This is a genomic window from Streptomyces sp. NPDC091281 (genome assembly GCF_044757425.1).
Lineage (GTDB): Bacteria > Actinomycetota > Actinomycetes > Streptomycetales > Streptomycetaceae > Streptomyces.
In genome coordinates this window covers 52,552-78,634 of sequence record NZ_JBIVUY010000004.1, presented here as the reverse complement: position 1 = coordinate 78,634, position 26,083 = coordinate 52,552, and the positions used below count along the sequence as shown (strand labels likewise).

Annotated in this window: 20 protein-coding genes; 13 read left to right on the top strand and 7 right to left on the bottom strand. The window is 74.1% G+C overall.

All coding sequences use genetic code 11. From position 1 onward, the window contains the following. Positions 1–111: 111 nt before the first annotated feature. Entirely contained in the window at positions 112–570 is a 459-nt protein-coding gene (locus ACIQPQ_RS11920) for a protein phosphatase (RefSeq protein ID WP_401302791.1), read from the bottom strand. A gap of 490 nt (positions 571–1,060) precedes the next feature. Between ACIQPQ_RS11920 and ACIQPQ_RS11915 the strand changes: the two genes are divergently transcribed. The 4 genes from ACIQPQ_RS11915 (at position 1,061) to ACIQPQ_RS11900 (ending at position 11,257) form a co-directional block, all read left to right on the top strand. Beyond that, positions 1,061–3,295 carry a hypothetical protein gene (locus tag ACIQPQ_RS11915; RefSeq protein WP_401302789.1) on the top strand — a complete coding sequence of 745 codons (2,235 nt, stop codon included), beginning with the start codon at positions 1,061–1,063 and terminating at the stop codon, positions 3,293–3,295. Between the two features lie 96 nt (positions 3,296–3,391). Beyond that, positions 3,392–9,457, top strand: coding sequence for a hypothetical protein (locus tag ACIQPQ_RS11910; RefSeq protein ID WP_401302787.1), 6,066 nt, complete (start codon positions 3,392–3,394; stop codon positions 9,455–9,457). A gap of 141 nt (positions 9,458–9,598) precedes the next feature. Next, positions 9,599–10,459 (top strand): MurR/RpiR family transcriptional regulator, encoded by an 861-nt coding sequence (locus tag ACIQPQ_RS11905; protein ID WP_401302785.1) that lies wholly within the window; start codon positions 9,599–9,601, stop codon positions 10,457–10,459. Positions 10,460–10,654: 195 nt separating this feature from the next. Next, positions 10,655–11,257 carry a hypothetical protein gene (locus ACIQPQ_RS11900; RefSeq protein ID WP_401302783.1) on the top strand — a complete coding sequence of 201 codons (603 nt, stop codon included), beginning with the start codon at positions 10,655–10,657 and terminating at the stop codon, positions 11,255–11,257. A gap of 54 nt (positions 11,258–11,311) precedes the next feature. Here the strand turns inward: ACIQPQ_RS11900 and ACIQPQ_RS11895 are convergent, their stop codons facing one another. The 4 genes from ACIQPQ_RS11895 to ACIQPQ_RS11880 are packed head-to-tail and all read right to left on the bottom strand — an operon-like array spanning position 11,312 to position 13,643. Next, positions 11,312–11,686, bottom strand: a complete 375-nt coding sequence (locus ACIQPQ_RS11895; RefSeq protein WP_401302781.1) for a hypothetical protein — start codon at positions 11,684–11,686, stop codon at positions 11,312–11,314. 19 nt (positions 11,687–11,705) lie between these two features. Then, positions 11,706–12,341: a roadblock/LC7 domain-containing protein gene (locus tag ACIQPQ_RS11890; RefSeq protein WP_401302779.1), complete on the bottom strand. Its 636-nt coding sequence runs from the start codon at positions 12,339–12,341 to the stop codon at positions 11,706–11,708. Beyond that, positions 12,322–13,248, bottom strand: coding sequence for a transcriptional regulator (locus ACIQPQ_RS11885; RefSeq protein WP_401302777.1), 927 nt, complete (start codon positions 13,246–13,248; stop codon positions 12,322–12,324). Before ACIQPQ_RS11885 ends, ACIQPQ_RS11890 begins: the two co-directional genes overlap by 20 nt. After that, entirely contained in the window at positions 13,245–13,643 is a 399-nt protein-coding gene (locus ACIQPQ_RS11880) for a hypothetical protein (protein ID WP_383774401.1), read from the bottom strand. The genes ACIQPQ_RS11885 and ACIQPQ_RS11880 overlap by 4 nt, the downstream gene beginning before the upstream one ends. Before the next feature lie 1,050 nt (positions 13,644–14,693). On the opposite strand from ACIQPQ_RS11880, the gene hutU reads away from it, so the two are divergent. The 4 genes from hutU (at position 14,694) to hutI (ending at position 20,216) form a co-directional block, all read left to right on the top strand. Continuing rightward, entirely contained in the window at positions 14,694–16,358 is a 1,665-nt protein-coding gene (hutU, locus tag ACIQPQ_RS11875) for a urocanate hydratase (RefSeq protein ID WP_383774399.1), read from the top strand. Positions 16,359–16,399: 41 nt separating this feature from the next. Next, positions 16,400–17,602: an allantoate amidohydrolase gene (locus ACIQPQ_RS11870; protein WP_401303552.1), complete on the top strand. Its 1,203-nt coding sequence runs from the start codon at positions 16,400–16,402 to the stop codon at positions 17,600–17,602. Beyond that, positions 17,599–18,948: a formimidoylglutamate deiminase gene (locus ACIQPQ_RS11865; RefSeq protein WP_401302774.1), complete on the top strand. Its 1,350-nt coding sequence runs from the start codon at positions 17,599–17,601 to the stop codon at positions 18,946–18,948. The genes ACIQPQ_RS11870 and ACIQPQ_RS11865 overlap by 4 nt, the downstream gene beginning before the upstream one ends. Before the next feature lie 95 nt (positions 18,949–19,043). Further along, a complete protein-coding gene (gene hutI, locus ACIQPQ_RS11860; RefSeq protein ID WP_401302772.1) occupies positions 19,044–20,216 on the top strand; it encodes an imidazolonepropionase in 1,173 nt (390 codons plus the stop codon). Here the strand turns inward: hutI and ACIQPQ_RS11855 are convergent. Together ACIQPQ_RS11855 and ACIQPQ_RS11850 are read right to left on the bottom strand one after the other, a co-directional pair. Then, the gene (locus tag ACIQPQ_RS11855; protein WP_401302770.1) at positions 20,156–21,223 is read right to left on the bottom strand and encodes a DMT family transporter; all 1,068 of its coding nucleotides are present in this window, start codon (positions 21,221–21,223) and stop codon (positions 20,156–20,158) included. The two genes, hutI and ACIQPQ_RS11855, sit on opposite strands and share 61 nt — an antisense overlap. A 254-nt stretch (positions 21,224–21,477) precedes the next feature. Continuing rightward, on the bottom strand, positions 21,478–22,416 hold the full coding sequence (locus ACIQPQ_RS11850; protein WP_401302768.1) for an RNA polymerase sigma factor SigF: 939 nt from the start codon (positions 22,414–22,416) through the stop codon (positions 21,478–21,480). 235 nt (positions 22,417–22,651) lie between these two features. Between ACIQPQ_RS11850 and ACIQPQ_RS11845 the strand changes: the two genes are divergently transcribed. From ACIQPQ_RS11845 to ACIQPQ_RS11825, 5 genes are all read left to right on the top strand, one after another. After that, entirely contained in the window at positions 22,652–23,086 is a 435-nt protein-coding gene (locus ACIQPQ_RS11845) for an STAS domain-containing protein (RefSeq protein WP_401302766.1), read from the top strand. A gap of 391 nt (positions 23,087–23,477) precedes the next feature. Further along, positions 23,478–23,969 (top strand): ATP-binding protein, encoded by a 492-nt coding sequence (locus ACIQPQ_RS11840; RefSeq protein WP_401302764.1) that lies wholly within the window; start codon positions 23,478–23,480, stop codon positions 23,967–23,969. Positions 23,970–24,162: 193 nt separating this feature from the next. After that, positions 24,163–24,873, top strand: coding sequence for an LPXTG cell wall anchor domain-containing protein (locus ACIQPQ_RS11835; protein ID WP_401302762.1), 711 nt, complete (start codon positions 24,163–24,165; stop codon positions 24,871–24,873). A gap of 29 nt (positions 24,874–24,902) precedes the next feature. Next, a complete protein-coding gene (locus ACIQPQ_RS11830) occupies positions 24,903–25,034 on the top strand; it encodes a hypothetical protein (RefSeq protein WP_401302760.1) in 132 nt (43 codons plus the stop codon). After that, a complete protein-coding gene (locus ACIQPQ_RS11825) occupies positions 25,031–26,062 on the top strand; it encodes a hypothetical protein (protein WP_401302758.1) in 1,032 nt (343 codons plus the stop codon). Before ACIQPQ_RS11830 ends, ACIQPQ_RS11825 begins: the two co-directional genes overlap by 4 nt. The last annotated feature ends 21 nt before the right edge of the window (positions 26,063–26,083 follow it).

Here is a 26,083-nt window from a genome sequence, read left to right as displayed (position 1 = left end):
GTCTCCCGTCCCGTCATGCCCTCCACGGTAGGCAGCCGCCCGGCCGCTGACACTGGGGTTAGCCCCCCTGTCGGCAGGGGGGCGCCCCGCCACCCCGGCCGGGGCGGGGCGTCATCCCCGCCGCGCGCCCCCGTGCTCCGCGGCGTGCACCTGCCGTACGAACCGCCGCTGCCACGGCACCTCGACCGCGCGCCGGTGATAGCGCGCCCGCACCCACCGCACCGCCTCCCGCGGCTCCAGCCCGTCGAAGACGCACAGCGCCGACAGCGCCGTACCGGTCCGCCCGACCCCGCCCCCGCAGCAGATCTCCACCCGCTCGACCGCCGCCCGCTCGTACGCCCCCCGCAGCACCGCCCGCGCCGCCTCCGGGTCACCCGGCAGCCAGAAGTCCCGCCACGGCACCCACACCGACTCCCACGCCCGCTCCTCGGGCCGACGCCCCGTCAGACACACCCCGTACGCGGGCACCTCCCCCGCCACGTCCCCGTACCGCAGCCCCCGCCCCCGCACGGCCCGCCCGGAGGGCAGACGGAGCAGGCCGGGGGTGCCGGGGGGCCAGGTCTCGGTCATCTCGGCTTTCCTTTCCGCAAACACGTCCAGGCCTTGTGTGACATCCCGCGTTCCCGGTCCCAGGGGGAGCGGAGCGAGTCGAGGGGCGCCGGAGGAACACACTTCCACCTTCGCCCGGGAAGCAGGGGCGTCATTCCGGATCACGTCGACGAAGCGCCTCGGTGATCGCCCGCGCCGACAGGCCCCACGCGGGCGTGCGGTTCGCCGGGCACCTCATGGGGCGCCCCAGGCCCCGCTGTCGAACACGGGAAGCCGGTCCGATCGTCTGCACGTAGACATGTTCGATTCTGGTAATCGTCCATCATCGCAAAGTGACCAAAGTGCTTCCGGAATGTGCCGGGTCGGCATAACCTGCGTGCATAACCGCACGTCAGACCGCAGTGGGCTGACGCGCGGCGGAGGTGTCATGGGTGGGGACCCGTATGTATGCGCAACGGATGACGCACGTGGGGGATCGGAAGAGCCTGCCGCGCTCGGCGGTGGGGAACAGGTGCCTGATCCCTATGGGCACCGGGCACTGCTGACGTCTGCCATGGTGCAGGGCTACCGCGCCGTTCCCGGCGAGGAACGCGATCGGTTGCGGCGCTATCTGGAAGCGGTGGTCGCCGTCCGCCCTTCGCCCGTGCACACCGCCGTGGCCTTCAACGCCGTGTACTTCGGATACGACATCGGCGGCGACGGATACGGTGCGAGCCCGCTGCGCCTCGACGACTTCCCCGTGATCACCTTCGGGGGGTCCGCGCCCGCGCTCCCGGTCGGAGCCATGGTGTGCGTCGCGACCGGCTCCGACCCGCTCTACGCCGAGATCGTCCACCGTGAGGGAGCCCATCCGGAATCGGGCACGCTGGGGGAATTACCCGCCTGGGTGTCCGGGGCGCCGCTGGGCGCCGAAGGTCCCGGAGCGCCGGGTGACGGCGCCGCGGGCACCAGGAGGGAACTCCTGGTCCCGGATCTCCACGCCTTCGGCCCGGCACTGAGCCTGTCGTCGACCCAGCTCCATCGCTTACGCACGCGCCGACGCTGGATCAACGAGGACGGGCATGTCGTCGTCGACGTCCGGTACCCGTCCCCGGAAGCTGCCCGGCGCGACGATCTGACGGCCTACGCGGACCACCTTCTGACCACGGCGCGGGACCAGCTCCTCAGCCCCTTCGTCCCCGTCTCCCTGGCCGCACTGGTCGGCGGCACGCACGACGACGACCTGCGCGCCGGACTGCTCGGTCTCCTCGGGACGGTGCGAGATGTCCTCGGCTCCAGCCCCCTCCTCCGTACCTGGCGGGACTACGCGATGACGCGGACATCGTTGGCGGACTGCTGGCGGGACACCGGCCCCCTGGGCGGTGACGATCTGAGGTCGCTCGCCTCGGCGGTCGAACGCGCGGCCACCCCGCCGAAGCGCCGCTACGGCCTCACCGCTCCCGTCACCGTGTACACGGCCGTCGGCCCGCGCCTCCGCGGTTTCCCGGGCGCGACGGAGCGGCTCAGGGGAGTGGGGTACGCGGCAGCGGTGTGCCGGGCGAACCTGGCGCTCGCGGACGTCGTCCAAGGAGACAGCGAGCAGGGCCTGTTCGGGAACGGTTCCCGGATCACACTCGACGACGCCTTCGAGGGCGGAGGCGTGTGGCGCTCGCATCATCCCGGTGCCGAGGAAGAGCCCGGAGATCCCCTGGCTCCGGCCGGACGTGGCTGGACGTCCACGCTGCCCGCCCCCTCGGAGCCGGACCACGCACAGGAACATGACCCCGTCGACCTTCCACTGGCCGACGACGCCTCTCTCGGCACCGGCGAACTGCTGCGGAGCGACGCCCACGAGATCGTCTGGCGGGCGCCGCTTCGACTGGCCCAGCTCATGGGCGGCTGGTTCCCCCTGCATCCGTACGTCGTCGAGGATCTACGCCTCTCGCACGACGTGCGCTCCACGGTCCGCCTCGAACTCGACCATGTCGGCGGCGCACCGGACACGGAGCAGGTGCAGCAGGTCACGGCCGAACTCGGCGACGAATCAGCGCGCTTGACGGGGATAGCCTGGCCCTCCGACTTCTTCCCCGGTCTGGTGATCGAGCTACGTCGGCTCCGTGGCGGCACGGTGATCCGTCTGGCCACGACACGGCTCAAGGAACGCGTACAGGTCGGCGACCGGGAGACCGGCCACTGCTACGACCCCCAGGTGCTCACACGGGAGGACGTCCCCGGGAGCGACCGGCACGGTGACAGCTCCGCCGGGCTCACCCCGCGGCAACTCGTGATGCGCACGGTCCGCCGCTGCGGTCTGCTGACCCTCGACGGCCATGCGCTGATGGACCGTTCGCAGCTTCCCAGCGCCACCTACGGGCGGCGGCCCGCCCGCCCACAGGTCGCCGCGCTGAACTCCGCCGTCGCGGAACTGCTCACCGAACGGCTTCTGGAACCGGCCCTCGGCAGCCGTGACGTCTGGGGTCAGCCGCACTTCCCGCCACGCGAGGGACAGCGGACCATCCCCCTCATCGGCTACCGCCCGGCCCAGCCGCGCGTGGTACGGCCCTGGGGCAGCTCCGACGCGGACGGTGACGGCCTCCAGGCGGTCCAGCTGGTCCCCGGACACCTGCGCCGTCTGCAACCAGGTTGCTCGCCGAGCGAGGCGCAGCGGGTGGCCTTCAGGGACCACTGCCGCCGACTCGGCAAAGCCGACGGCTGGGAACTGCCGCACGGATACACGTTCGTCACCGAGCACACGCGCGGCCACTGATCCGCCCATCCTCGACGAGCCGCGCTCGCCCGCCCGGCCGTCCCGTCTTCCTCCCCTCCTCCTGTTCAGTGCCTACAGAAAACGGAGCACGCGTACATGCACGATCGGTATCGCGTCATCACAGGACCGCCCTTGTCCCCGCCGAATACCTCGACAAAGGACCTCGGGCTCCTGGCCGACGCCCTCAACGCTCTGGACCATCCGGCCGACGCCGCCCTCCACGACCTCACGGTCGACATGGTGGAGCTCGCTTTCAACTCGCTGCGGCCCAGAGAACGGCAGGAGTTACTCGGCAGCCTGGGCATCCGCATGGCGGCACCTCGGAGGGTGAGCAGCGCCCTCTGCCGGGACGTCCTTGCCAGGTTGCGACGCGAGTCGCGCCAGCACACCTGTACATGCGGTATCAAGAGGCTCACGTTCACCGTCTTCCACCAAGTGGACAGCTTTGTCCACCCGCCGGATGGGGTGACGGTGCCCGATCCCGTCGGACGGTGGGGTGCAACCCTCGTCCGGGCCACGCTGTTCGCGTGGTGCAACGCTTCGGTCGCCGATGCCCGTCTCCTCGCCTGGGCGGCTGACCAGGACTGGTTCGCCGCGTCCGCCGGAGACGAAGATGCGGCCCGGCTTGTCGCCGTCGGGACCGCGGCGCGGTCCATCGCGGGGGCGAACCCGGACTTCGTCCCCGAAGCAGTGGACATGGACAAGCCGCCGGTCGCCGCTGACGCACCATCCGTCCACGCGGCTGCGGTGAGCCGCCAGGGGGCGGGCACGTCCACACCCGAGCCCGTGGACGTCGGCCTTGACACTGTCGCCGACGAGACGAATCCGGAAGCGGCCTGCCAACTGCTGGAATCCGCCTTGGCCCAAGCCCGGCAGGCTGCCGAGCGGGTAACCGCCGCGATCGCTGACGGCCGCCCTCCCGAGGGTGAGGACCTGGCTCCGCTGAACACGCTGGGCGCTGCCTTCGACACCGCCGACAGGGCCCTTCGCACGGTGGGGATCGAGGGGGTCCCGCGTCGACTGGCGGACCTCACGAGTGCCGTCGACGCGCTCCGGGTGGAGCACGAGCGTGGCCTCACGGCACGGGAACCCTTGCGGCAGCTGCTCGACGTCTCGCCCCGGCCCGACGGCTCCGCCGCTGCGTCGGCCGCCGCGGAAGCCGTCCGGGACGCAGCCCTCCGGCTGCTGGACTCCCCGGCCTGGGAGAAGCCGCAGTGGGACGAGAGCGCGGCACTGGCAGCCCTGGCGCAGCTCATCCGACTGGGGCGGCAGACGGATGCCGCCGCAGAGATCCTCGCCCTGCAGGCGCAGGTCGTCCGGGTCCTCCCCACGTTCGGCATGGCGGTACTCATGGCACCCGAACTGACCTTTGACCCGCCGGAGGCCGTGGTTAGCGAGCCCGCCGAGGTCGAGGCCGTTGCCGGCTCCGCCGCCCCCGGAACGACCCCGGAACAGCACGACATACAACTGTCCGGTGGGGACGAGGACACCGCCGACCAGCGCGCCCAGGAGACCGAGGCTCCCGCCGCCCCCGAGCCGGACCCCGTCGACTCCGCGCCGACGGCGGCCCCCGAGCCGCCCCCCGCCGCCGAGCCGGAAGCCGCGCCCACCGTCGCCGACGAGCAGCCGGACGTGGCGGAACACGACCTGCCCGTCCCGGAACCGGCCCCGCCGACGGTCCCTCCCGTTCAGCACGCACCGCTCCGGGAGGCGGACGCCCCCGCGGAGGACGACACCCGGGAGGCCGCCGTCGAGCGGGCTCTCTCCCGGCTGATCGTGGACCGGCGCTTCGGGCTCGCCCACCATCTGGCGAAGGCGGCCGACCACGCCGGGCCGCAGGTGGCGGCGCTCCGGCTGGCAGGCGCTGCCGCGCTGCTCACCTCGGGTGACAGCCAGGGCGCCCGGCTGACGGCGGACCTCCTCCAGGAGTACGGCGGGTACGCGGGCCGCGACACCGAGGCCAGCGAACTCCTCCTCCTGCCCGCCCTGTTGCGTACCGCCCTGATCACCGGCGATCACTCGGCGGGCGCTCAGCTCAAGGTCCTGGTGCCACGGCTCCCGGACCGGCTCGCCGAGGCGGCCACCGCCGTCGCCGACCGTGCGCTCAGCGGTGCCCTCATGATGGCCTCCCCGCTCGCCGCCGACTCCTCCGAGAGCGAACTGCGTCTGCGGGCGCTGCGCGAGCAGGCTCGTGGCCTGCTCGCGCCGCAGCGGCTGCGGTTCGCGCGGGCGACGGAGATCGCCAAGCGCTGGCTGGCCCCCGAGGAGGGAATGCTCGGATCGCTGCTCACGGCGGTCGCCACCGACAACCGCGACGCGGTGCAGCAGGTGCGCGAGCAGGCCGAGCGGCTGTCGAAACTCGCTGAGGTCAACAGCGAGATCGACCGGATGGACCGTAAGCACCGGTCGTCCAGCGGCAAGCCGTTGCAGGGCTCCGGACGGCAGGACCTGGTTCACCTCGTCGAGCGGGCCGTGGACATCGTCAAGGAATGGAGTCTGGCGGTCGATGTCGCCCGCCGCGGTGACCGTTCCGACGGCAACCGGGCGGCCAAGGAGATCTCGGCCCTGCGCCAGTCACTGCTGGACGGCAGGGAGGCGACCCTGGCCGATCTGGAGCAGCTGGCACGCCGCTCGGACGCCGTGTCCGTCGCGACGGCCTGGGCGGCACGCGCCTCGATGGAGGACCTGTTCGCCCTGCTGGCCGGAGACATCGCCCCCGCGCGTTCCGGCGGCTCGCCCGACTCGCCGGAACGCGTGCTGGACGCCGAACTGCTCAAGGTGTGCGACAGCCCCGACGAGCACCCCTCGCTCGATCAGCTCCTCGCCGCGGTCGACCGGAGCTGGCAGGACGCCCTCGCCGAAAGACTCTCCCGCGACGCCTTCGCCGCGGCCCGGACGATCGTCGAGCTGGCCGGTCGCGGGCAGCTCCCCGGAGCCCGGAACGGCGAGTTCGCCCCTCCGTCCACGGCTGAGATCGACGAGCGGGCGGCCGTACGGCACAGGAAGCTGCGGACGGCGTACGACGAACTCGTCGCCGAGTTGCACCGCGCGCAGGCGGACGGCGCCGTGACCGAGGACCAGGACCTGGGTCTCCAGGAACTGCTCGCCGGGTCCCGTGACCGCCTGGAGGACCCCTCCGCCTCCCGCGACCTGCTGCTCGTGCGCCGAGCGCTCGACAGGGTACGCGGCGACCTGCCCGCGTTCCGGCAGCAGGCCGCCGACCGTGTCCGCGCCCGGCTCGACGCGTTGGAGCCCACCGCGGAGGAGCGCTCCCAGGTGCTGCGGCGCCTGGAGACGAACGACCTGGCCACCGCCGCCGACCTGGTCTACTTCCTGGAGATCGGCGAGCCCGTCCCGGAGATCGAGGGGGGCGAGTCCCACCTCACCGAGTTCTTCCCGGTCGTGCCCGACGGCCTGCCGGGCGGTATCGACCACGACCTCGTCGCCCTGGTCCGGTCCGGTGGCAAGCACCCGGTGCTTCCCGTTCTCGACTACGGCGCCCTGTCCACCGACGAGGCCGCACTGGCGGCCGACGCCCTGGACGAGTGGCGTGCGCTGGCCGCCGCCGAGCCCAAGGAGCGGCTGCAGGTGGCTCCGACGCGACAGGTGCCGCCGCTCCTCAAGCTCCTCGGCTACGACGCCAAGAGCGCCAGGGCGCTCGACGACCGCTCTCAGCACCGGCGGGAGTACCGCCTCTTCGAAGCGACCGGGGTGGAGGTCAACGGCAGGGCGAAGGCGCCCGCGTTCGGCTCGCAGGTCAGGGAGCAGGGCGGCAACCTGCGGATGATGATGGTGTGGGGCAGGCCGCCTGCCAAGGTCGTCATGAGCTGGGCAGAGCGTGACACCAGCGGAGCGAGCCTCCTCGTCGTCTACTTCGGCACACTCAGCCGTGAGGCCCGCGTCGAACTCGCTGTCGGATCGGACCGGTTGCAGCCGTTGGTGGTCGTGGACGACGCCGCGCTCGCCTATCTCGCGGCATGCGGCAACCGTCAGGTCAGCACGGCCACGCAGACACTGCTGCCCTTCTCCGGCGTCAACCCCTACATCAGGGAGAAGCGCGGCCGGATCGGCGGCGAGATGTTCTACGGCCGGGACGCGGAACGCAAGAGCATCCTCGACCCGCGAGGAACCCAGGTCATCTATGGCGGCCGAGGACTCGGCAAGTCGGCGCTGCTCGCGGACGCCGGTGAGCGGTTCACGGAGCAGCGCCCCGGCTACCACCAGACGGTGTACGTCAATCTGGACCAGGAGAACATCGGCAAGGGCAGCTCGTTCGGGCCGGAGACATTGTGGAGCGTCCTGGAACGCGAACTGGCCGAGGCGGAGGTACTCGACAGCCGGTCCCCGGGGCGCAGGAAGCGGCAGGAGATCTCCGACCGGGTGCGCACCGGTATCCGGACCTGGCTCGACGGGGATTCACGCCGCCGTCTGCTGATCCTGCTCGACGAGTGCGACCAGTTCTTCGAGGCGGACGCCCCGCGGTTCGACCAGACGAAGAAGCTCAAGGGCCTGGGGTCCGACACGAAGGACCGTGCCAAGGTCGTCTTCGCCGGACTCCACTCCGTGCAGCGCTTCTCCAAGCTCGCGAGCAACGGCCCGTTCGGCCACCTCGCCCAGACCCCGAAGGTCATCGGACCGCTGGCACCCCAGTCCGCGGCCGAGCTGCTGGTCGAACCGATGCGGGCGCTCGGGTTCGAGTTCAAGGACCTCGACCTCGTCAACCGGGTCCTCGGACACTGTTCCTACCAGCCGTTCCTGCTCCAGATGTTCGGGCACCGGCTGGTCGAACTCATGCAGCGCAAGCGGGCGCGCCGCGGAGCCGAAGGACCCCCCTACGAGGTCGAGGTCACCGACATCGAGGTCGTGGAGTCGGACGCCGCGCTCAGGGACAGCATCTCGGCCGCCTTCAAGGACACGCTGAGCCTCGATCACCGGTACGACGTGATCGCCAACGTGCTGGCCTACCAGGCGCGTCACCACGGCCTGGAGGTGCGGCTGAGCGACACCGAGCTGCGTGAGGAGTGCGAGACCTACTGGCGTGAGGGCTTCGAGCAGCTCGACACCGAGGGCTTCCGCGCCTACCTCTCCGAGATGGTCGGTCTCGGCATTCTCGCGCCCAACCACGACGGCCTGGGCTGGCATCTGCGCGGCCCCAACGCCCTGCGCATGATCGGCACGTCCCACGAGGTGGAGGCCCGTCTGCTCCGGGCCGAACAGGACTGCGAACTCCAGGAGAGCATCGTGCAGGAGGGCCGCCCCGAGCTGCCCGACGGCCAGCCCGCTCCGCTGACCAACACCCAGCTCGACGACCTCCTGGGCGAGCGGTCCAACCGGACGAGGGTCGTCCTCGGGACGTCCGCCACCGGAGTCACAGATGTGGCCCACACCCTGCGAACGATCGCCGGGTCCATCGACGGCTGGACCCTGCCCCCCGTCGGCAAGCCCAGCGTCTACAAGCAGGAACTCACCGGCGGGCGCCCACGCGAACGACGCGTCGTCATCAGCGACTTCGTCAACTACCGGGACCCGGTACGGCCCGAGACGTGCCGTGAGGCCGTCGACCTGGCCGAGACCATGCTGCCGGCCACCCCGGGGGTCACCCGCGCGGTCGTCCTCGTCACCGACACCACCCAGCTGGACCTGTGGCGCACCCTGCTGTCGGGAACCGAACCCACCGCGGCGGCCCCGGTGGTGCTGCGCCGCCACGACCGCCGCAGCCTGCGCGGGTGGGCTCAGCGCGTCAACATGTTCCACACGGAGGACCGCCTCGACCGCCTTCACGAGCTGACCGGTGGCTGGCCGGTCCTGGTCGGCCGGGCACACCGCCTGCACAACGAGCTGGGTGATCCGGACGAGGTGCTGCGCCGGATGGCGGGACTCCGCGCGGATCGGGCCGCGGCCCGTGCCTTCGCCGAAGAGACCGGGGTGTACGCGGACCCGCTGCTCATCGCCGGTTACCGGGCCCTTGAGGACGCGTTCAAGGACGGGCTGTTCGACCTCGAAGGAGCGGCGACCGCGGTGGCGCTCAAGATCGAGGGCGAGGACGAGGACGAGGCACGGCTGATCGTCGCCTGCCTCGACGCTCTCCAGGTCCTCGACCGTGTGGACACCCAGGTGCGCCTGGAACCGCTGCTCCGCCAGTGCGTGGTGCTCGACGGCTGACCTCGGCCGCCCGTGATCCGGCCGCCCGCGACCGCGGCGGCCGGATCGCTCTCCCCCTCCGGGCGGCTGTCTCACCCCGGCTTCCCTGTATAGCCTCATGCAGAGCTATCCGGTGGTGAATGGGTCGAGGTGGAGCGGGCGATGAGTGCGGACAGGGGTGGCCAGGGCGGGGACGGGCCCGGGGTGCGGCTCCAGGCGCTGTTCGAGGGGCATCGGCTGACGCCGACGCAGCGGCGGATCGCGCACAGCATGGTGCGGCGCGCCGCCGACGTGCCGTTCCTGTCGAGTGTGGAGCTGGCCGAGCTGGCGGGGGTGAGCCAGCCGTCCGTGACCCGGTTCGCCGTCGCGCTCGGCTTCGACGGGTATCCGGCCCTGCGGCGGCATCTGCGCGAGGTGGCACCCGCCGAGCAGCCCGCCGGGGCCGTCGCCCTCAACGAGTACCAGCAGGCCGTCGAGGCGGAGATCGAGAACCTGCGGCATCTCGCCGAGGTGCTCGCCGACCCGCGCCCGGTCCAGCGGGCCGGACGGCTGCTGGCGGCCTCCCGGCCGCTGCCCATGCTCGGGCTGCGCGCCGCCGCCTCCCAGGCGTACGGCTTCGCCTACTTCGCCGCCAAGGTCCACCCGGACGTACGGCTGCTCCACGAGGGCGGCACCATGCTCCAGGACCGGATCGACGCCGCCGTCCGGGCCGGGGCGTCCGCGCTGCTCTGCTTCGCGCTGCCCCGGCACCCCCGCGAGGTCGTCGACACCCTCGGCTACGCGCGCTCCGCCGGGCTCACCGTCGTCACCGTCGCCGACTCGGCGTTCGCGCCCGTCGCCAAGGTCTCCGACCTGCTGCTGCCCGCCGCCGTCGGCACCGGCCTCGCCTTCGACACCGCCTGCGCGCCCATGCTGCTCGGACGGGTGCTGCTGGAGGCGATGTGCGACGACCTGCCCGACGCGCAGGCCCGGCTGGAGGAGTTCGACGCCCGCGCCGCCGGTCGGGGGCTGTTCGTGGAGTGAGCCCGGCTCGGCCGCCAGCCGGGTCCGTCGGTGGAGTCGGCCGCCTCTCGTGGACAGAGCCGGGTCCGTGCGGGGAGTCGGCCGCGTCTCAGGGAGAGCCAGGTCCGTTCTCAGGCTCGTCTCAGGTTCCGCCGGTACGTTCTGCGACCAGAAATCGCCGGGGCGTACGGCTTCGGGACGGTGAGGAGGCGGGGCGTGGCACGTGGTGGGCGCGCGGGGCGCGGAGGTCAGGGACTGGTGCGGGTGGCCGTCGTCGTACGGGCCGGGGCCGCGCCGCTGTGGTGGCTCGGGGTGTGCGCGGCGGGCGTCGGCGTGCTGCCGCCCGGCATCACCGGACGGCGGATCGGCGTGCTCGCCGGGGCCGCGCTCTTCATCCTCGCCGCCGCCGTCACGGCGCTCACCCGGCGCGGACGCTACCGGGCACTCGCCCGCGGCGCGGGCCGGGCGGGCAAGCACGACGTGCTCCAGGACCGCGCGGTGACCGTACGGGCCTGGCGGCGCGGGCACCGCTGGTGGCTGCTGCTCGCCTTCGCCGCCGCGCTCGGCAGCGCCTTCGCCGTGCCCGCCGCGGCCGGGATGCTGTGCGCGGGCGCCGGCGCGGGGCTGTGGCTCAAGGCGGGCTGGATCGGGCGGCAGGAGCGGGCCGGGGACGCGCTGCTGTGGGTGCGGGTCGACTGGCTCGACCGCCGCGGCGGGGGCCCGGCCGGAAAGCCGGTCAAGGGCTACCGCGGCACGGGCGTCGCGGCGGGCGACGCGGCCCCCGGCGGAGCGCGTCGCCGCACCGCGGCACTGGTGTGAACCTCGCCCTCACGTCCCGGGCGGGCGGACCCCGTACGGCGGGGGCCGCGGGCGTCAGATCTCCAGGTCGTTCTCGATCCGCTTCAGCTGGTGGCGGGCCATCGCCAGGTTGGCCCGCTTGCCGTCGAGGACCAGGTAGAGGAAGAGGCCGTTGCCGCCGCGGCCGCTGATCAGCCGGATCAGGTGGTACTGGTCGGAGAGCGTGATCAGGATGTCCTCGATCTCCGCCTTCAGCCCCAGGTGCTCCATCGTGCGCATCTTGGCGCGCACCACGTCGGTGTTGCCGGCGGCGGCGACGTTCAGGTCGAAGCCCTTGCTGCCGCCCATCGTGCCCAGCGCCATCCCGCTGGTGTAGTCGACGAGCGCGACGCCGGTGGCGCCCTCGATCGTGGACAGCGCTTCCTTGAGGGTGGTTTCGGTGTTGGCCATGACGGTTCCTCGGTTCCTCTCAACTTTCGGTGGTGGTGCGGGGTTTCGTGGTGGTGCGGGCGGGCGCCTCGCGGACCTCGGACGACGCGGGCGCCGGGGCCGCGGGCGGTGGGGGTACGTGCGGTGGGGGGACGGGGAGCGGTTCGACGGGGGGCGGTGCGACCGGGGGTGGTGCGGCGGCCGGGGGTGCGGGGGGCAGGGCCGGGAGGGGGGTGGCCGGGCGGGGGCGTACGGTGCCGTCGAGCAGGGCGCCGATCCGGGCGGCCGATCTGCGGCCCTCCAGGTGCAGCCGCCCCACGTTCACCTCGTCCCGGGCCAGCAGGGTCAGGACGGCGTGCTCCCCGGCCGCGTACGCCGCGACGTAGCCGTCGGCCCCGCGGACCAGCAGTTCGCGCAGCTCGCCCTGGCCGCTGGTGTCGGTGAGCCGGACGGCCGCGCCGAGCGCGGTCGTGGTGAGCGCGGCGACCCCCTCCGCCGCCACGCCGGGGGTGTCGTGGGCGAGCACGATGCCGTCCGCGCCCGCCGCGAGCGCCCCGGTGAGCCGGGGCACCCGGGCCCGCAGCCGCCGCAGCTCGGCGAGGATCTCCGGCCCGGCCGCCGTCGGCCGGTGCTTCTCGGGCCGGGGTCGCTGCCGGTCAAAGGGCCTCCAGCGCATCCCTGAGCCTCTTCAGCAGCGTGATGTCGGTGTCGTTCACCCGCGGCAGGGGGAGCGGTGGCGGTGACGACGAGGGCGGGGGAGCGGGCGCGGCCGGTGGCCCCGGGGGCGGCGGTGGCGGGAACGGCGCGGTCAGCAGCCCGGCCGCCGCCAGCCGCCGTACGTCCACCAGCGTGGCGAACGTCGGCCGGCCCAGCTCGCGCGCAATGTCCGGGGCGGTCCGCACCCCGTCCACCAGCGCCAGCACCGCCCGCCGCCGCGCGGTCAGCCCCGGCACGGCGAACGGTTCCGCGGCGGGCGGTCCCCCGGCGAGCGGCCCCATGGTGACCGGCTCCGGCCGCCGCAGGGGGGCGCTGTCCGGCAGGGGGTCCGGCCACAGGCCCTGGAGCAGGGTCCGGCGGCGCAGGACCTCCCGCTCCAGCGCCTCCACCGGCACCGGGCGCAGCGCGCCGAACCAGTGGCCGGTGCCGTAGCGGAACTGGCCCGGTGTGCTGCTGGGGGCCAGCGCGAAGTACGCCGCGTCGAACAGCGCCCCCAGATGGCATATCTCCAGCGCGGCCCGGGTGACACGGCCGGAGTCGATCAGGCGCAGCGCGGCGCCGTACCCCTCGTCGGCGCGCTCCACCGCCTCCCGCCAGTCCGCCGGGTCGAGCGTGCCGTGCGTCAGGAGCAGCACCTCCATGCCGGGCGCGTACGGGCTCTCGGCGTGCACCACCCGGCCGTCGGCCAGGTAGAGCGTGCCGCGCTCCCGCTCCAGGACGCCGGTGGCCCGCTCCGCGGCGAGCCGGGTCAGCATCGGCGAGACCGCGCCGCCCGCCCCAGCCTCCCGGGCCGCCGTCGCGCGGTCGCGCACCGGCAGCCGGGGCGGCGGGGTGTGCGGTGGCGTCGTCCCCACGACGGCGGTCATCCCAGCACCAGCCGCTCGGCCATCTCGCCCAGCCGGATTCTGGCCAGTGCGAGATTGCCGTCCGACCGGCCCAGCCACACGTGGAGGAACACGCTGCTGTCGAAGGACGTGGGGACGAACCGCAGGACGTGGTAGCTGTCCCGGTTGCTGACGATGAGGTCCTCGACCGGGGGGTCGGCCGGGCCGTCCCCGCCGAGGTCCCCGGGCGTGAACGCCCGCTGCTCCGCCGTGAGCCGCGCGACCTCGGCCGCCTCGGCGGCGGCCGTCTCGTGGTCGCCGCCCGGGAACTCCCCGACCGAGCCCAGGGCCAGTCCGCTGGTCCAGTCGACCAGCGCCGCTCCCCGGGCTCCGGGCAGCCGCATGGCCTCCACAAGGCACTCGTCGATTCCGGGCACCGTTGGCTCCCCCTTCTGCCTGCGGTTCGGCTGAGTGAGGGAGACGCTACGCAACGTGTGCGCTCGCGGTGAGTCTTCTGGCATTTTCCAGCGGAACATGCCCGGAGTGGCTAGCGTGGGTCGGCTGTACGGAAATCAGCCCGCTCCGGCCCCACCTCCCAGTTCAACACCGCGCCCCCCGGCGCACGTCAAGGGCGTGCGGGCGGGCGGGGGTGGTGAGAGGTGTGGCGTGCGCCCCCTTGGGGCGGGTGCGCCGCGGCTCTCCGCCTCGGCGGGAGGGGTTTCCGCGCGGCGTCTCTCCTGCCGCGCGGGGGCCCGTGTCGTGGGTGGGCGGAGGCCCCTCGCCCTCGGCGGGGAGCACCCTCACGGCTGCGGGGCCCGTCGCCGGGGCCGGTGGGCGGCGCCCGGTCCGGTCGCCTCCGCGACCGATCGGCGGCCTTCGGCGCTACGCCGCCCCCGCCCGTTCCCCGGCGCGCGGGGGCGCCCGCTTGCTGGGCGGGGCGCCCCCTCCCGGTCGCTTCGCGCGGTGCTGCCGAGGGCCACATTCCGGGCTCCCGGCTTGTTTCGCGGGATGCCGCGGACCTGGCCCGCCTCGCCTGATGCCCCGGCGGCCGGGGCGCGCTCCGCCGCCCGGTCGGCCTCGGGGCGGCCCCGACCCGTGGTCGCGCGCGCCGCCCCGTCGCGCCGCAGCCGGATCGATCCTCCCGGTACCGGCCACCCCGTACGTACCCCCAGTCTTTGCCCCCGGCCGCCACCCGTGCCCGACGTCCCGTCCCTCGCGCCGGGCCGCCACCCGTGCCCGACGTCCCGTCCCTCGCGCCGGGCCCCGCCCGTGCCCGACGTCCCGTCCCTCGCGCCGGGCCGCCACCCGCGCCCGACGCCCCATCCCTCGCGCCGGGCCCCGCCCGCGCCCCCGCCCTCACCCCCGTAGGCCCTCCGCTCCCCCCCCCGGAGGGCCCCGTCGTATTGACTAGCTCTATTCATCGGGCCAGGATGTGAATAAGAGCAGCAAAATCCGTCGGGAACGCCCCGTCCTCAAGGAGGCAGACCATGTCAGGACCCCGCCCCGTCCGAGCGCCGCGCGGTACGGAACTGAGCGCCCTGGGATGGCAGCAGGAGGCCGCCCTGCGGATGCTCCAGAACAACCTGGACCCCGAGGTCGCCGAGCACCCGGACAAGCTCGTCGTCTACGGCGGCACCGGCAAGGCCGCCCGTGACTGGCGGTCCTTCGACGCGATGGTGCGCACGCTGCGGACGCTCAAGCAGGACGAGACGATGCTCGTCCAGTCGGGCCGCCCGGTCGGCGTGATGCAGACGCACGAGTGGGCGCCACGCGTCCTCATCGCCAACTCCAACCTCGTCGGCGACTGGGCGACCTGGGAGGAGTTCCGCCGCCTGGAGGCCCTCGGCCTGACCATGTACGGGCAGATGACCGCCGGTTCCTGGATCTACATCGGCACCCAGGGCATCCTCCAGGGCACCTACGAGACCTTCGCCGCCGTCGCCGCCAAGAAGTTCGGCGGCAGCCTCGCCGGGACCATCACCCTCACCGCCGGACTCGGCGGCATGGGCGGCGCCCAGCCCCTCGCCGTCACCATGAACGACGGCGTGGCGATCTGCGTCGACTGCGACCCGCGCGCCATCGACCGCCGGATCGAGCACCGCTACCTCGACGTGAAGGCCGACTCCCTGGAGCACGCCCTCCAGCTCGCCGTCGAGGCCCGCGACGCCCGCCGCCCGCTCTCCGTCGGCGTCCTCGGCAACGCCGCCGAGGTGGTCCCGCAGCTCCTCGCGATGGGCGCGCCGATCGACATCGTCACCGACCAGACCTCCGCCCACGACCCGCTGGCCTACCTGCCCACCGGGATCGCCTTCGAGGACATGGCCGACGCCGCCGCCAAGGACCCGGCGGGCTTCACCGGCCGCGCCCGTGAGTCCATGGCCCGGCACGTCGAGGCCATGGTCGGCTTCCAGGACGCGGGCGCCGAGGTCTTCGACTACGGCAACTCCCTCCGCGGCGAGGCCCGCCTCGCCGGGTACGACCGCGCGTTCGCGTTCCCCGGCTTCGTCCCCGCCTACATCCGCCCCCTGTTCTGCGAGGGCAAGGGCCCCTTCCGCTGGGCCGCCCTGTCCGGCGAGGCCTCCGACATCGCCCGCACCGACAAGGCGATGCTCGACCTGTTCCCCGAGAACGAGTCCCTGGCCCGCTGGATCAAGCTGGCCGGTGAGCGCGTCCACTTCCAGGGCCTGCCCGCCCGTATCTGCTGGCTCGGCCAGGGCGAGCGCGACAAGGCCGGTGAGCGCTTCAACGACATGGTGGCGAGCGGCGAACTCGCCGCGCCGCTGGCCATCGGCCGCGACCACCTCGACTGCGGCTCCGTCGCCTCCCCGTACCGGGAGACCGAGGCCATGCTCGACGGCTCCGACGCCATCGCCGACTGGCCGCTCCTCAACGCCATGGTGAACGTCGCCTCCGGCGCGTCCTGGGTGTCGATCCACCACGGCGGCGGCGTCGGCATGGGCCGCTCGATCCACGCCGGACAGGTCACCGTCGCCGACGGCACGAAGCTCGCCGGGGAGAAGATCCGCCGCGTCCTCACCAACGACCCCGGCATGGGCGTCATCCGGCACGTCGACGCCGGGTACGACATCGCCGAGCGGGTCGCCGACGAGCGGGGCGTCCGCGTCCCGATGCGCGAGGGTGACCAGGCGTGAGCACCGACACCCGGCCGCCGCGCGGCGCCTCCTTCCAGGAGATGTGGCGGGACCTGGCCCCCCTGGGCCGCCACGCCGAGTCCGGCGGCTACCGCCGGCACGCCTGGACCGGCGCCGACGCCGACTGCCGTGCCTGGTTCACCGCCCAGGCCGAGGCGCGCGGCCTCGTCTGCGAGACCGATCGCAACGGCAACCAGTGGGCCTGGCTCGGCGACCCGGCGGCCGGGGACGCCGTCGTCACCGGCTCGCACCTCGACTCGGTGCCCGACGGCGGCGCCTTCGACGGCCCCCTCGGTGTCGTCTCCGCCTTCGCCGCGCTCGACGAACTCCGCTCCCGCGGCGCCGAGTTCAGGCGCCCGCTCGGGCTGGTCAACTTCGGTGACGAGGAGGGCGCCCGCTTCGGGCTCGCCTGCGTCGGCTCCCGCCTCACCGCCGGACACCTCACCGTCGAGCAGGCCCACCGGCTCACCGACGGCGACGGGATCACCCTCCCGCGCGCCATGGAGGCCGCTGGGTACGACCCCGACGCGATCGGCGCCGACCCCGGACGCCTCGCCCGGATCGGCGCGTTCGTCGAACTCCACGTCGAGCAGGGCCGCGCCCTCGACCTGAGCGGCGACCGGGTCGGCGTGGCGAGCGCCATCTGGCCGCACGGCCGCTGGCGGTTCGACTTCCGCGGCGAGGCCAACCACGCGGGCACCACCCGGCTCGTGGACCGCCGCGACCCGATGCTGCCGTACGCCGAGACCGTCCTCGCCGCCCGCCGGGAGGCCGAACTCGCGGGCGCCGTCGCCACGTTCGGGAAGATCTCGGTCGAGCCGAACGGCGTCAACGCGGTGCCCTCCCTGGTGCGCGGCTGGCTCGACTCCCGCGCCGCCGACCAGCCCCGCCTCGACCAGGTCGTCGGCGGGGTCGAGAAGGCAGCCCGGGAGTACGCGGCGGCCCACGGCGTCGACCTGGACGTGGTCCGCGAGTCGTTCACCCCGGTCGTCGAGTTCGACCACGCCCTGCGCGACGAACTCGCCCGCGTCCTCGGCAAGGACACCGGCCTGACCGTCCCCGTCCTCGGCACGGGCGCCGGACACGACGCCGGCATCCTCTCCGGGAGCGTCCCGACCGCCATGCTGTTCGTGCGCAACCCCACGGGCGTCTCGCACTCCCCGGCCGAGTTCGCGGCCGAGGACGACTGCGTGGCCGGGGTCCGCGCCCTCGCCGACGTACTGGAAGGACTGGCCTGCTCGTGAGCACCGCGCCGCCGACACGGACGTACTGGCTGGAGCACGCCTGGCTCGGCACCCATGTCGAGCCGGGCGTCGCCCTGGACGTGACCGGCGGGCGGATCACCGCCCTGCGCACCGGCGTCCCCGCCCCGCCACCGGGCGCGGAGGCGCTGCGCGGCCTCACCCTGCCCGGCCTCGCCAACGCCCACAGCCACGCCTTCCACCGCGCCCTGCGCGGCACCGTCCAGGTCGGCTCGGGCACCTTCTGGACCTGGCGCGAGGTCATGTACGCGGTCGCCGACCGGCTCACCCCGGACACCTACCACCGGCTGGCGCGCGCCGTGTACGCCGAGATGGCGCTCGCCGGGATCACGGCCGTCGGCGAGTTCCACTACGTGCACCACGCGCACGATGGCACCCGCTACAGCGACCCCAACGCGATGGGCGAGGCCCTGGTCGAGGCCGCCGCCGACGCCGGTATCCGCATCACCCTCCTCGACACCGCCTACCTCTCCTCCGGCTTCGGCGAACCGCCCAACCCCCACCAGGTCCGCTTCTCCGACGGCGACGCGGACGCCTGGGCGGAGCGCTGTTCCCTGCTGAAGGAACGGGACCACGCGCGGGTCGGGGCCGCGATCCACTCCGTGCGCGCCGTGCCCGCCGACCAGCTCGGCACGGTCGCGGCCTGGGCCGAGGAGCGCGGGGCGCCGCTGCACGTCCACCTCTCCGAGCAGACCGCCGAGAACGACGCCTGCCTCGCCGCCCACGGCCGCACCCCGACCCGCCTCCTCGGCGACCACGGCGTCCTCGGCCCCCGCACCACCGGCGTCCACAACACGCACCTCACGGACGCCGACATCGCCCTCCTCGGCGCCACCGGCACCGGCACCTGCATGTGCCCCACCACCGAACGCGACCTCGCCGACGGCATCGGCCCGGCCGTCGCCCTCCAGCGGGCCGGGTCCCCGCTCTCCCTGGGCTCCGACAGCCACGCCGTCATCGACCTCCTCGAAGAGGCACGCGCGATGGAGCTGGACGAGCGGCTGCGCACCCGCACCCGCGGCCACTGGACGGCCGCCGCCCTGCTGCGGGCCGCCTCCGCCGACGGGCACGCCGCGCTCGGCCGCGACGACGCGGGCACCCTGGAGGCGGGCGCCGCCGCCGACTTCACGACGATCGCCCTCGACTCGGTCAGGACCGCGGGCCCGCTGCCCCGGCTCGGCGCCGAGACGGCCGTCTTCGCGGCGACCGCGGCGGACGTCCGGCACACGGTCGTCGCGGGACGGCACATCGTCCGCGACGGCACGCACACCCTCGTACCGGACGTGCCGCGCGCGCTCGCGGAGGCCGTGGCCGCCCTGCACGGCTGACCCCCGCCCCCACCCGGCCCGCGCCCTCCGGGCGCCCCACGGCCCCCGCCCCCGACCACGCCCCCACACCGGCACGCGCACCCGACGAGGACACGATGAGCAGCACCGTCATCACCAACATCGCCACGCTGGTCACCAACGACCCCTCCCTCGGTGACACCTCTCCCCTCGGCCTGGTCCAGGACGCGGCCGTCGTCATCGAGGGCGACCGCGTCGTGTGGACCGGTGCGTCGAGCAAAGCACCCGCCACCGACAACCGGGTCGACGCCGGGGGCCGGGCGGTGATCCCCGGCTTCGTCGACTCCCACTCGCACCTCGTCTTCGCGGGCGACCGCACCAAGGAGTTCAACGCCCGCATGTCCGGCCGCTCCTACACCGCGGGCGGCATCCGCACCACCGTCGCCGCCACCCGCGCCGCGACCGATACGGAACTGGAGGCCAACCTCACCCGCTACCTCGCCGAGGCGCTCCGCCAGGGCACCACCACGTTCGAGACCAAGTCCGGCTACGGCCTGACCGTCGCCGACGAGGCCCGCGCCCTGCGCATCGCCGCCGCCCACACCGACGAGGTCACCTACCTCGGCGCCCACATCGTCGCCCCCGAGCACGCCGACGACCCGGCCGCCTACGTCGCCCTCGTCACCGGCGAGATGCTCGACGCCTGCGCCCCGCACGCCCGCTGGATCGACGTGTTCTGCGAGAAGGGCGCCTTCGACGGCGACCAGGCCCGCGCCATCCTCACCGCGGGCCGCGCCAAGGGCCTGCACCCCCGCATCCACGCCAACCAACTGTCCTACGGGCCCGGCGTGCAACTCGCCGTCGAGCTGGACGCGGCCAGCGCCGACCACTGCACCCACCTCACCGACGCCGACGTCGACGCCCTCGCGAGCGGCCGGACCGTCGCCACGCTGCTGCCCGGCGCCGAGTTCTCCACCCGCGCCGCCTGGCCGGACGCCCGCCGCCTCCTCGACGCGGGCGTCACCGTCGCCCTGTCCACCGACTGCAACCCGGGCTCGTCGTTCACCTCGTCCGTCCCGTTCTGCGTCGCGCTCGCCGTACGGGACATGGGGATGACGCCCGACGAGGCCGTCTGGTCGGCCACCGCGGGCGGCGCCGCCGCCCTGCGCCGCACGGACGTCGGCCGCCTCGCCCCCGGCGCCCGCGCCGACCTCGCCGTCCTGGACGCCCCGAGCCACGTCCACCTCGCCTACCGGCCGGGCGTCCCGCTCGTGTCGCAGGTGTGGCGGGCGGGCGTACGGGTGGTCTGAGCCGCCGCCGTCGGGGCCTGCGGGCCCCCGTCCGCGACCGGCGGCACCGGCACCGGGCCCTGCTCCGGGTCGGCCCCCGCCCCCGCCACGGCCCCCCGCTCCCGGTCCGCCACCGCCCGCCCCCACGCCGTCCCCGCCAGCACCAGCAGCGCGCCCGCCAGGCCCGCCCAGCCGGGGCGGTCCCCGGCGAGCGCGATGCCGACGACGGCCGCCCACACCGGCTCGGTGCCCAGCAGCAGGCTGACGCGGGACGGCGAGGTGCGGCGGACCGCCCACATCTGCACGAAGAACGCGAACAGCGTGCAGCACACCGACAGGTAGAGCAGCCCCGCCCAGTCCCCGGCGTCGAAGGCGCGCGCCGCGGCCCACGGGGACGCCCCCGCCCCCGGCAGCACGGCGCACAGCAGCGCGAACACCGTGACCGCGCCGCCCAGTTGGACCGTCGTCAGGGACAGCGCGTCCGCGCCCCGCACCGACTCGGTGCGCGCCATCACCAGCACGTGCGCCGTACGGGCCACCGCGGCGGCCAGCATCAGCAGATCCCCGGCCGACGGCGCGGTGAACCCGGCGCCCTGCGTCAGCAGCAGCACCCCGAGCACGGACAGCCCGGCCGCCGCCAGGAACGCGCCCGGCAGCCGGACCCGGCGCACCCGGCTCTCCGCGAGCGGGGTGAACACCATGGTCAGGCTGATGATCAGACCGGCGTTGGTTGCGGAGGTGTGGACGACGCCGTACGTCTCCAGGAGGAAGATCCCCGCCAGGATCAGGCCGAGCAGCCCGCCGCCGCGCCACTGCGGCCCGCTCAGCGCGCGCAGCCGCCGCAGGCCCACGGCGACCAGGACGGGCAGTACCACGGCGAACCGCAGGACCAGGACGGCGAGCACGGTGTCCGCGGTCGTGACGCCCTTGGCGGCGAGATAGCTCGACCCCCACACGGCGGCGACCAGCAGCACGGGCAGATCGGCGAACCGGGACGATGCCGCGACGGCGGCGGGTACGGCGGGCACGGGCGCTCCTCGGCGGACGGAGAACGGGGCCCGCGACACTGCCGGCCGAAGACGGGACGGGACGCGGCCGCGCCGCGCCACCGGCGCCCGATTATGCCGAGTCGCGGTGCCGGAGCGCGCCCCGATATACGGGGGCTCGCCCCGGCCTCCGGGCAAGCCCCGTCGCGCCCCGCATACGTCCGCGCCCGGGTGAGCACGCGTCGTGCTCACCCGGGCGCGGACGTATGCGGGGCCTCGGCGCGCCGCGGGGGCGCTCACTCCTCCAGGGTCAGGCCCTCGCGCAGGCGTACCAGCGTGCGGGAGAGGAGGCGGGAGACGTGCATCTGGGAGATGCCCAGCTCCTCGCCGATCTCCGACTGGGTGAGCCCGGCGACGAAGCGCAGGGAGAGGATCTGCCGGTCGCGCGGGGCGAGTTCGGCGATCATCGGCCGCAGGGACTCGACGTACTCGATGCCTTCGAGGCCGTGGTCCTCGTAGCCGATGCGGTCGGCGAGGGCGCTCTCGGTGTCGTCGTCCTCGGGCTGCGCGTCCAGCGAGGACGCGGTGTACGCGTTCGACGCGGCCATGCCCTCGACGACCTCCTCGCGGGTGAGGCCGAGGCGTTCCGCCAGCTCGCCCGCGGTGGGGGCGCGGTCGAGCTGCTGGGCGAGTTCGTCGCCCGCCTTGGCCAGGTCGATCCGCAGCTCCTGGAGCCGCCGCGGCACCCGCACCGACCAGGAGGTGTCGCGGAAGAACCGCTTGATCTCCCCGACGATCGTGGGCATCGCGAAGGTGGGGAACTCCACCCCGCGGCTCAGCTCGAAGCGGTCGATCGCCTTGATCAGGCCGATCGTGCCGACCTGGATGATGTCCTCCATGGGCTCGCTGCGCGAGCGGAAGCGGGAGGCGGCGAACTTGACGAGCGCGAGGTTCAGCTCGACGAGGGTGTTGCGGACGTACGCGTGGGCGTACGTGCCTTCCTCCAGCGACTCCAGCCGCTCGAAGAGGGTCTTGGACAGCGCCCGCGCGTCGACGGGGCCGACCTCGTCGAACGGGGGGATCTCCGGAAGTCCGGCGAGCCCCGCGGTGTCGGGGGCGGGGGAGACGCCGGGTGCGGGGTGGGGAGCGGGGGAAGTCAGGTGTTCCGGAGGGGGTGTCGACGGCGCCCTGCGGGTATGCGGTGCGTCGAGCCGGGGTGACATGATGTCCTCCATCGTTCTCGGCATACGGCTGCCGAAGCCATGCGTGCACTGCGGTGTGCGGCGCCTCCAAAGCCGGCCGTGTCGGATACGTACTTCTCTAGCCCTACCTGCTTTGCTCGATCGATCGCAAGTGTGTTTTGTTGAGTTATGTCCGTTTGTGGGCGATTGTTCGGCTGTTGGGGTGCGGATCGAAGGCGTAGTGTTCGAGGGCGTCAGCAAGCACTCACGACCTCGGGAGAGACACGGCATGGACCGCGGGACGGTCGGCAGCGCACAGTCTGGCCGGCTTCTGGTGGAGGTGCGGGAAGAGGGCTCCAGCGCCGTCGTGACTCCGGCGGGTGAGCTGGATCACCACACGGCCGACCTGTTGCGCGAGCCGTTGGACGCCTGCCTGGACAAGGGGATCGAGCGCCTCGTCGTGGACTGCTCCCGGCTGGAGTTCTGCGACTCCACCGGGCTCAACGTCCTGCTCGGCGCCCGGTTGAAGGCGGAGGCCGCGGGCGGCGCGGTCCACCTCGCGGGCATGCTGCCCGTCGTGGCCCGGGTCTTCGAGATCACCGGCGCGGACGCCGTCTTCACGGTGCACGCCTCGGTGGCCGACGCCCTGGCCGACGATCCCGGCGCCACGGGCGGTGCGGCGGCGGGTCCGGACGGGCCCGACCGGCCGGACCGGGGCGTCTGACCCGTCCGACCCGCGCCCCGGCGGGCCCCGCGCGGCCCGCGGCGGTGGTCGGATGGGCCACCTCACCTGAAACGGGGGGTGTCCCGGCGGCTCCGTCGGGCAGGAGACATCTGCGGGAGACATCGGAACATGTCGGCGGTACGGCGGCGGGAGCGGTGAGCGCGACGACGGCGCCCACGGCGCCGGAGGCGACGACGGTGACGGTGACGACGGCCACGAGGGCGACAAGGGGACGGGATGCGCGGACCGACCCGTACGAGGGCCGCGGACCGTGTCTACTGGCTCCTGTGCGCACCGGCCACCGCGCACTCTTGAAAACTCAACTGAAATCTCGAATCGTATGAACGTGAACAGGTGGATCGAACAGGTGAATCGGTGAGGTGAAGCGCTGATGAGCACCACCCGGCCTTACTCGCCGGGCGACCGCGGACCGGAGCCGGAGCCCGACGGCGCCCCCGGGGCGTCGGCGGGTCGCCAGGTCCGCAGGCTGAGTTTCGACGGCGCGAGCGGGGTCGTCCCCATGGCCCGTGACTTCGCCCGACAGGCGCTGTACGCGTGGGGCTGGCTGCCCGCCGAGGGCGCCGACCGGCGGGCCGCGGCGGAGGACGTGCTGCTCGTCGTCTCCGAACTGGTCACCAACGCCTGTCTGCACGCCGAGGGCCCCGACGAGATCGTCCTCTCCCGCGACAACAAGGTGATCCGGGTGGAGGTCTCCGACCGCGGCACGGGCCAGCCCGCACCCCGCACCCCGCACCGCGCGGGGCGCCCCGGCGGCCACGGCATGTTCATCGTGCAGCGGCTCTGCCTGGACTGGGGGGTCGTGCGGACCGCGGACGTCACGGGCAAGACCGTCTGGGCGGAACTGGGCGCGGCCCCGGCCTGACCGGGCCCGCAACTGCCCCTCGCCCTCCCCTTCCCTCCTCACGTCGCCCGGCGTACCTTGACGGCCCTGTCTGATGGTCCGTCAGGTATGGCGGGCGGCGCCGAGGTGTGGGGTGAGGACCGTGCCGTGTCCGGAGCGAGCGACCGCGTCACGTCCTGAGCGGGCGACCGCGTCGCGTACCAGGCGAGCGGCCGTGCCGTGTCCGAGGCGGGCGGGCGCGCTGGTCACCGTCGTCGCGCTGGCCGGTCCCGCCGTGTGGGCCGCCGCCCCCTCGGCCGGGGCCCAGGTCGTCGACGTCGCCTACACCTGCAAGACGCCCATCGGCGACAAGAGCGCCGTCTCGCCCCTCGACATCAAGGCCGTCAGGAACGGCGCCGCCTACCGGATCACCATGTCCTGGCAGAAGGGCGTCTCCTCCAGCCCGGTCGAACTCGGCAAGGGCGCCATGACCCCGAGCGCCGTCATCAGGCTCGGCGGCGCCGACAGCGGCACCGTCGCCGTCAGCGGACCCGCCAACCAGCAGGCCATCCCCGCCGACACCCCCATCAAGATCAACGACCTGAGCGGCACCTACACCCCGCGCCGCAGCGGCAAGGTCACCTTCACCGCCGGGGTGCTCACCATCAAGGCCCTCGGCACGACCACCACCTGCACCCCCACCGGCAACCCCGCGCCCTCCCTCACCCTCGACGTGACGGCGGCCCAGGGCGGCGGATCGACCGGCGGAGGCGGCGGGACCGGCGGTGGCGGCAGCGGTGGCGCGACCGGCGGGGGCTCCGTCGGGGAGTTGCCGCGGACCGGCCCCGAGGACTCCGCGCTCGCCCTCGCCACGTTCGGCGGCACCGTCCTCCTCGCGGGCGCGGCGGGCACCCTCTGGCTGACCCGGCGGACCCCGACGCGCTGACCGCGCCGCCCTCACCCCCGGAGCCGCCGATGCCGTACGCCACCGCCTGCGCCCCACCCCCCGACCGGCCCGCCCGCACCAGGTCCGCCCCCACGGCCGTACGGCGCCGCCCGGACCGTACGCCGCCCGAAGTCCCCTCCGTACGGCGGGAGTCGGCGTGAGTGCGCGGGGGAGCGCGGCGCTGCGTGTCCTGGTCACGGCGGCGGTCGCGGTGGCCGTGCTCGCCCTGCCGGTGCTGTCCGGGGCGGGGCCGGTCCGGGCGGCCGACGGGCCCGCGGTGACGGTCGCCGCCGCCCCGGTCCGGCCCGGCGGAGAGGTCACCGTGACGGGGTCCGGGTGGCGCCCCCGGACCCTGCTGATGCTGCTGGTCTGCGGACAGGCCACCCCGGCCGCGGGCCTCACCGGCGGCACCAACGGCTGCGCCAACGCCGACGGACGGGCCGTCACCACCGGCGCCGACGGCCGGTTCCGGCGCGCGCTGCCGGTGACCGCGCCGCCCGTGCCCTGCCCGTGCGTCGTCCACGTGACGGCCGCGACCGGCGCGACGGCGCGCGCCGCCGCCGTACTGCGGATCGCCGGGCACCCCGACGCCCCGCTGCCCGTCGCCAGGGGCGGGCGGCTGTCCGTCCTCACCGCGACCGCGTTCGAGGGCTCCGACTCGCTGCTCACCTGGTTCGGCGCGCCGCCCGCCCGCACCCTGGTCTTCACCGTCGGCAACCCCGGCACCGCCCCGGTCACCGACCCCGTCTTCAGCGTGGGCACGGCGCACGGCGTGTTCGCCCCCCAGTGGGACGAACGGCCCTGGCGCGGCACGCTCGCCCCCGGCGGCAAGGCCCGCGTCGCCCTGCCCGTCGAACTCGCCGCGGGCGCGCACGGCGACCACACCGTCTCCGTCCGGTACGGCGGGAAGGTCCTCGCCGAACGGTCCTGGGACGTCGGCCGCCCGTGGGGCGTGACCCTGTTCTGGGTGCTGCTCTGCCTGGTCGTGCCGTCGGCGCTGTTCCGCATCGGCCTCGCGGTGGTGGACCGGGTCGCGGGGCCCGCGGCCCCGGCGGCCCGCCCGACGGCCCGCCCGGCGGCCCCGGACGCCGATGCCACCGCCCCGCACGACGACGACCGTCCCCCGAGCCCGGCGGACCCCACCCGCCGTACGGCTCCTGGCAGCGACTTCGGGAAGGGAACGATGTGAACACCCGCGAGAGAGCCGGAG

What these genes read in the sequence shown, in the direction of transcription:
- ACIQPQ_RS11850 (WP_401302768.1), bottom strand. Translation starts at nt 22,416, where the DNA reads ATGGAGGACATCATGTCACCCCGGCTCGACGCACCGCATACCCGCAGG.
- ACIQPQ_RS11905 (WP_401302785.1), top strand. Translation starts at nt 9,599, where the DNA reads ATGAGTGCGGACAGGGGTGGCCAGGGCGGGGACGGGCCCGGGGTGCGG.
- hutI (WP_401302772.1), top strand. Translation starts at nt 19,044, where the DNA reads ATGAGCAGCACCGTCATCACCAACATCGCCACGCTGGTCACCAACGAC.
- ACIQPQ_RS11840 (WP_401302764.1), top strand. Translation starts at nt 23,478, where the DNA reads ATGAGCACCACCCGGCCTTACTCGCCGGGCGACCGCGGACCGGAGCCG.
- ACIQPQ_RS11845 (WP_401302766.1), top strand. Translation starts at nt 22,652, where the DNA reads ATGGACCGCGGGACGGTCGGCAGCGCACAGTCTGGCCGGCTTCTGGTG.
- ACIQPQ_RS11870 (WP_401303552.1), top strand. Translation starts at nt 16,400, where the DNA reads ATGTGGCGGGACCTGGCCCCCCTGGGCCGCCACGCCGAGTCCGGCGGC.
- ACIQPQ_RS11895 (WP_401302781.1), bottom strand. Translation starts at nt 11,686, where the DNA reads ATGGCCAACACCGAAACCACCCTCAAGGAAGCGCTGTCCACGATCGAG.
- ACIQPQ_RS11920 (WP_401302791.1), bottom strand. Translation starts at nt 570, where the DNA reads ATGACCGAGACCTGGCCCCCCGGCACCCCCGGCCTGCTCCGTCTGCCC.
- ACIQPQ_RS11885 (WP_401302777.1), bottom strand. Translation starts at nt 13,248, where the DNA reads ATGACCGCCGTCGTGGGGACGACGCCACCGCACACCCCGCCGCCCCGG.
- ACIQPQ_RS11910 (WP_401302787.1), top strand. Translation starts at nt 3,392, where the DNA reads ATGCACGATCGGTATCGCGTCATCACAGGACCGCCCTTGTCCCCGCCG.
- ACIQPQ_RS11890 (WP_401302779.1), bottom strand. Translation starts at nt 12,341, where the DNA reads ATGCGCTGGAGGCCCTTTGACCGGCAGCGACCCCGGCCCGAGAAGCAC.
- ACIQPQ_RS11830 (WP_401302760.1), top strand. Translation starts at nt 24,903, where the DNA reads ATGCCGTACGCCACCGCCTGCGCCCCACCCCCCGACCGGCCCGCCCGC.
- hutU (WP_383774399.1), top strand. Translation starts at nt 14,694, where the DNA reads ATGTCAGGACCCCGCCCCGTCCGAGCGCCGCGCGGTACGGAACTGAGC.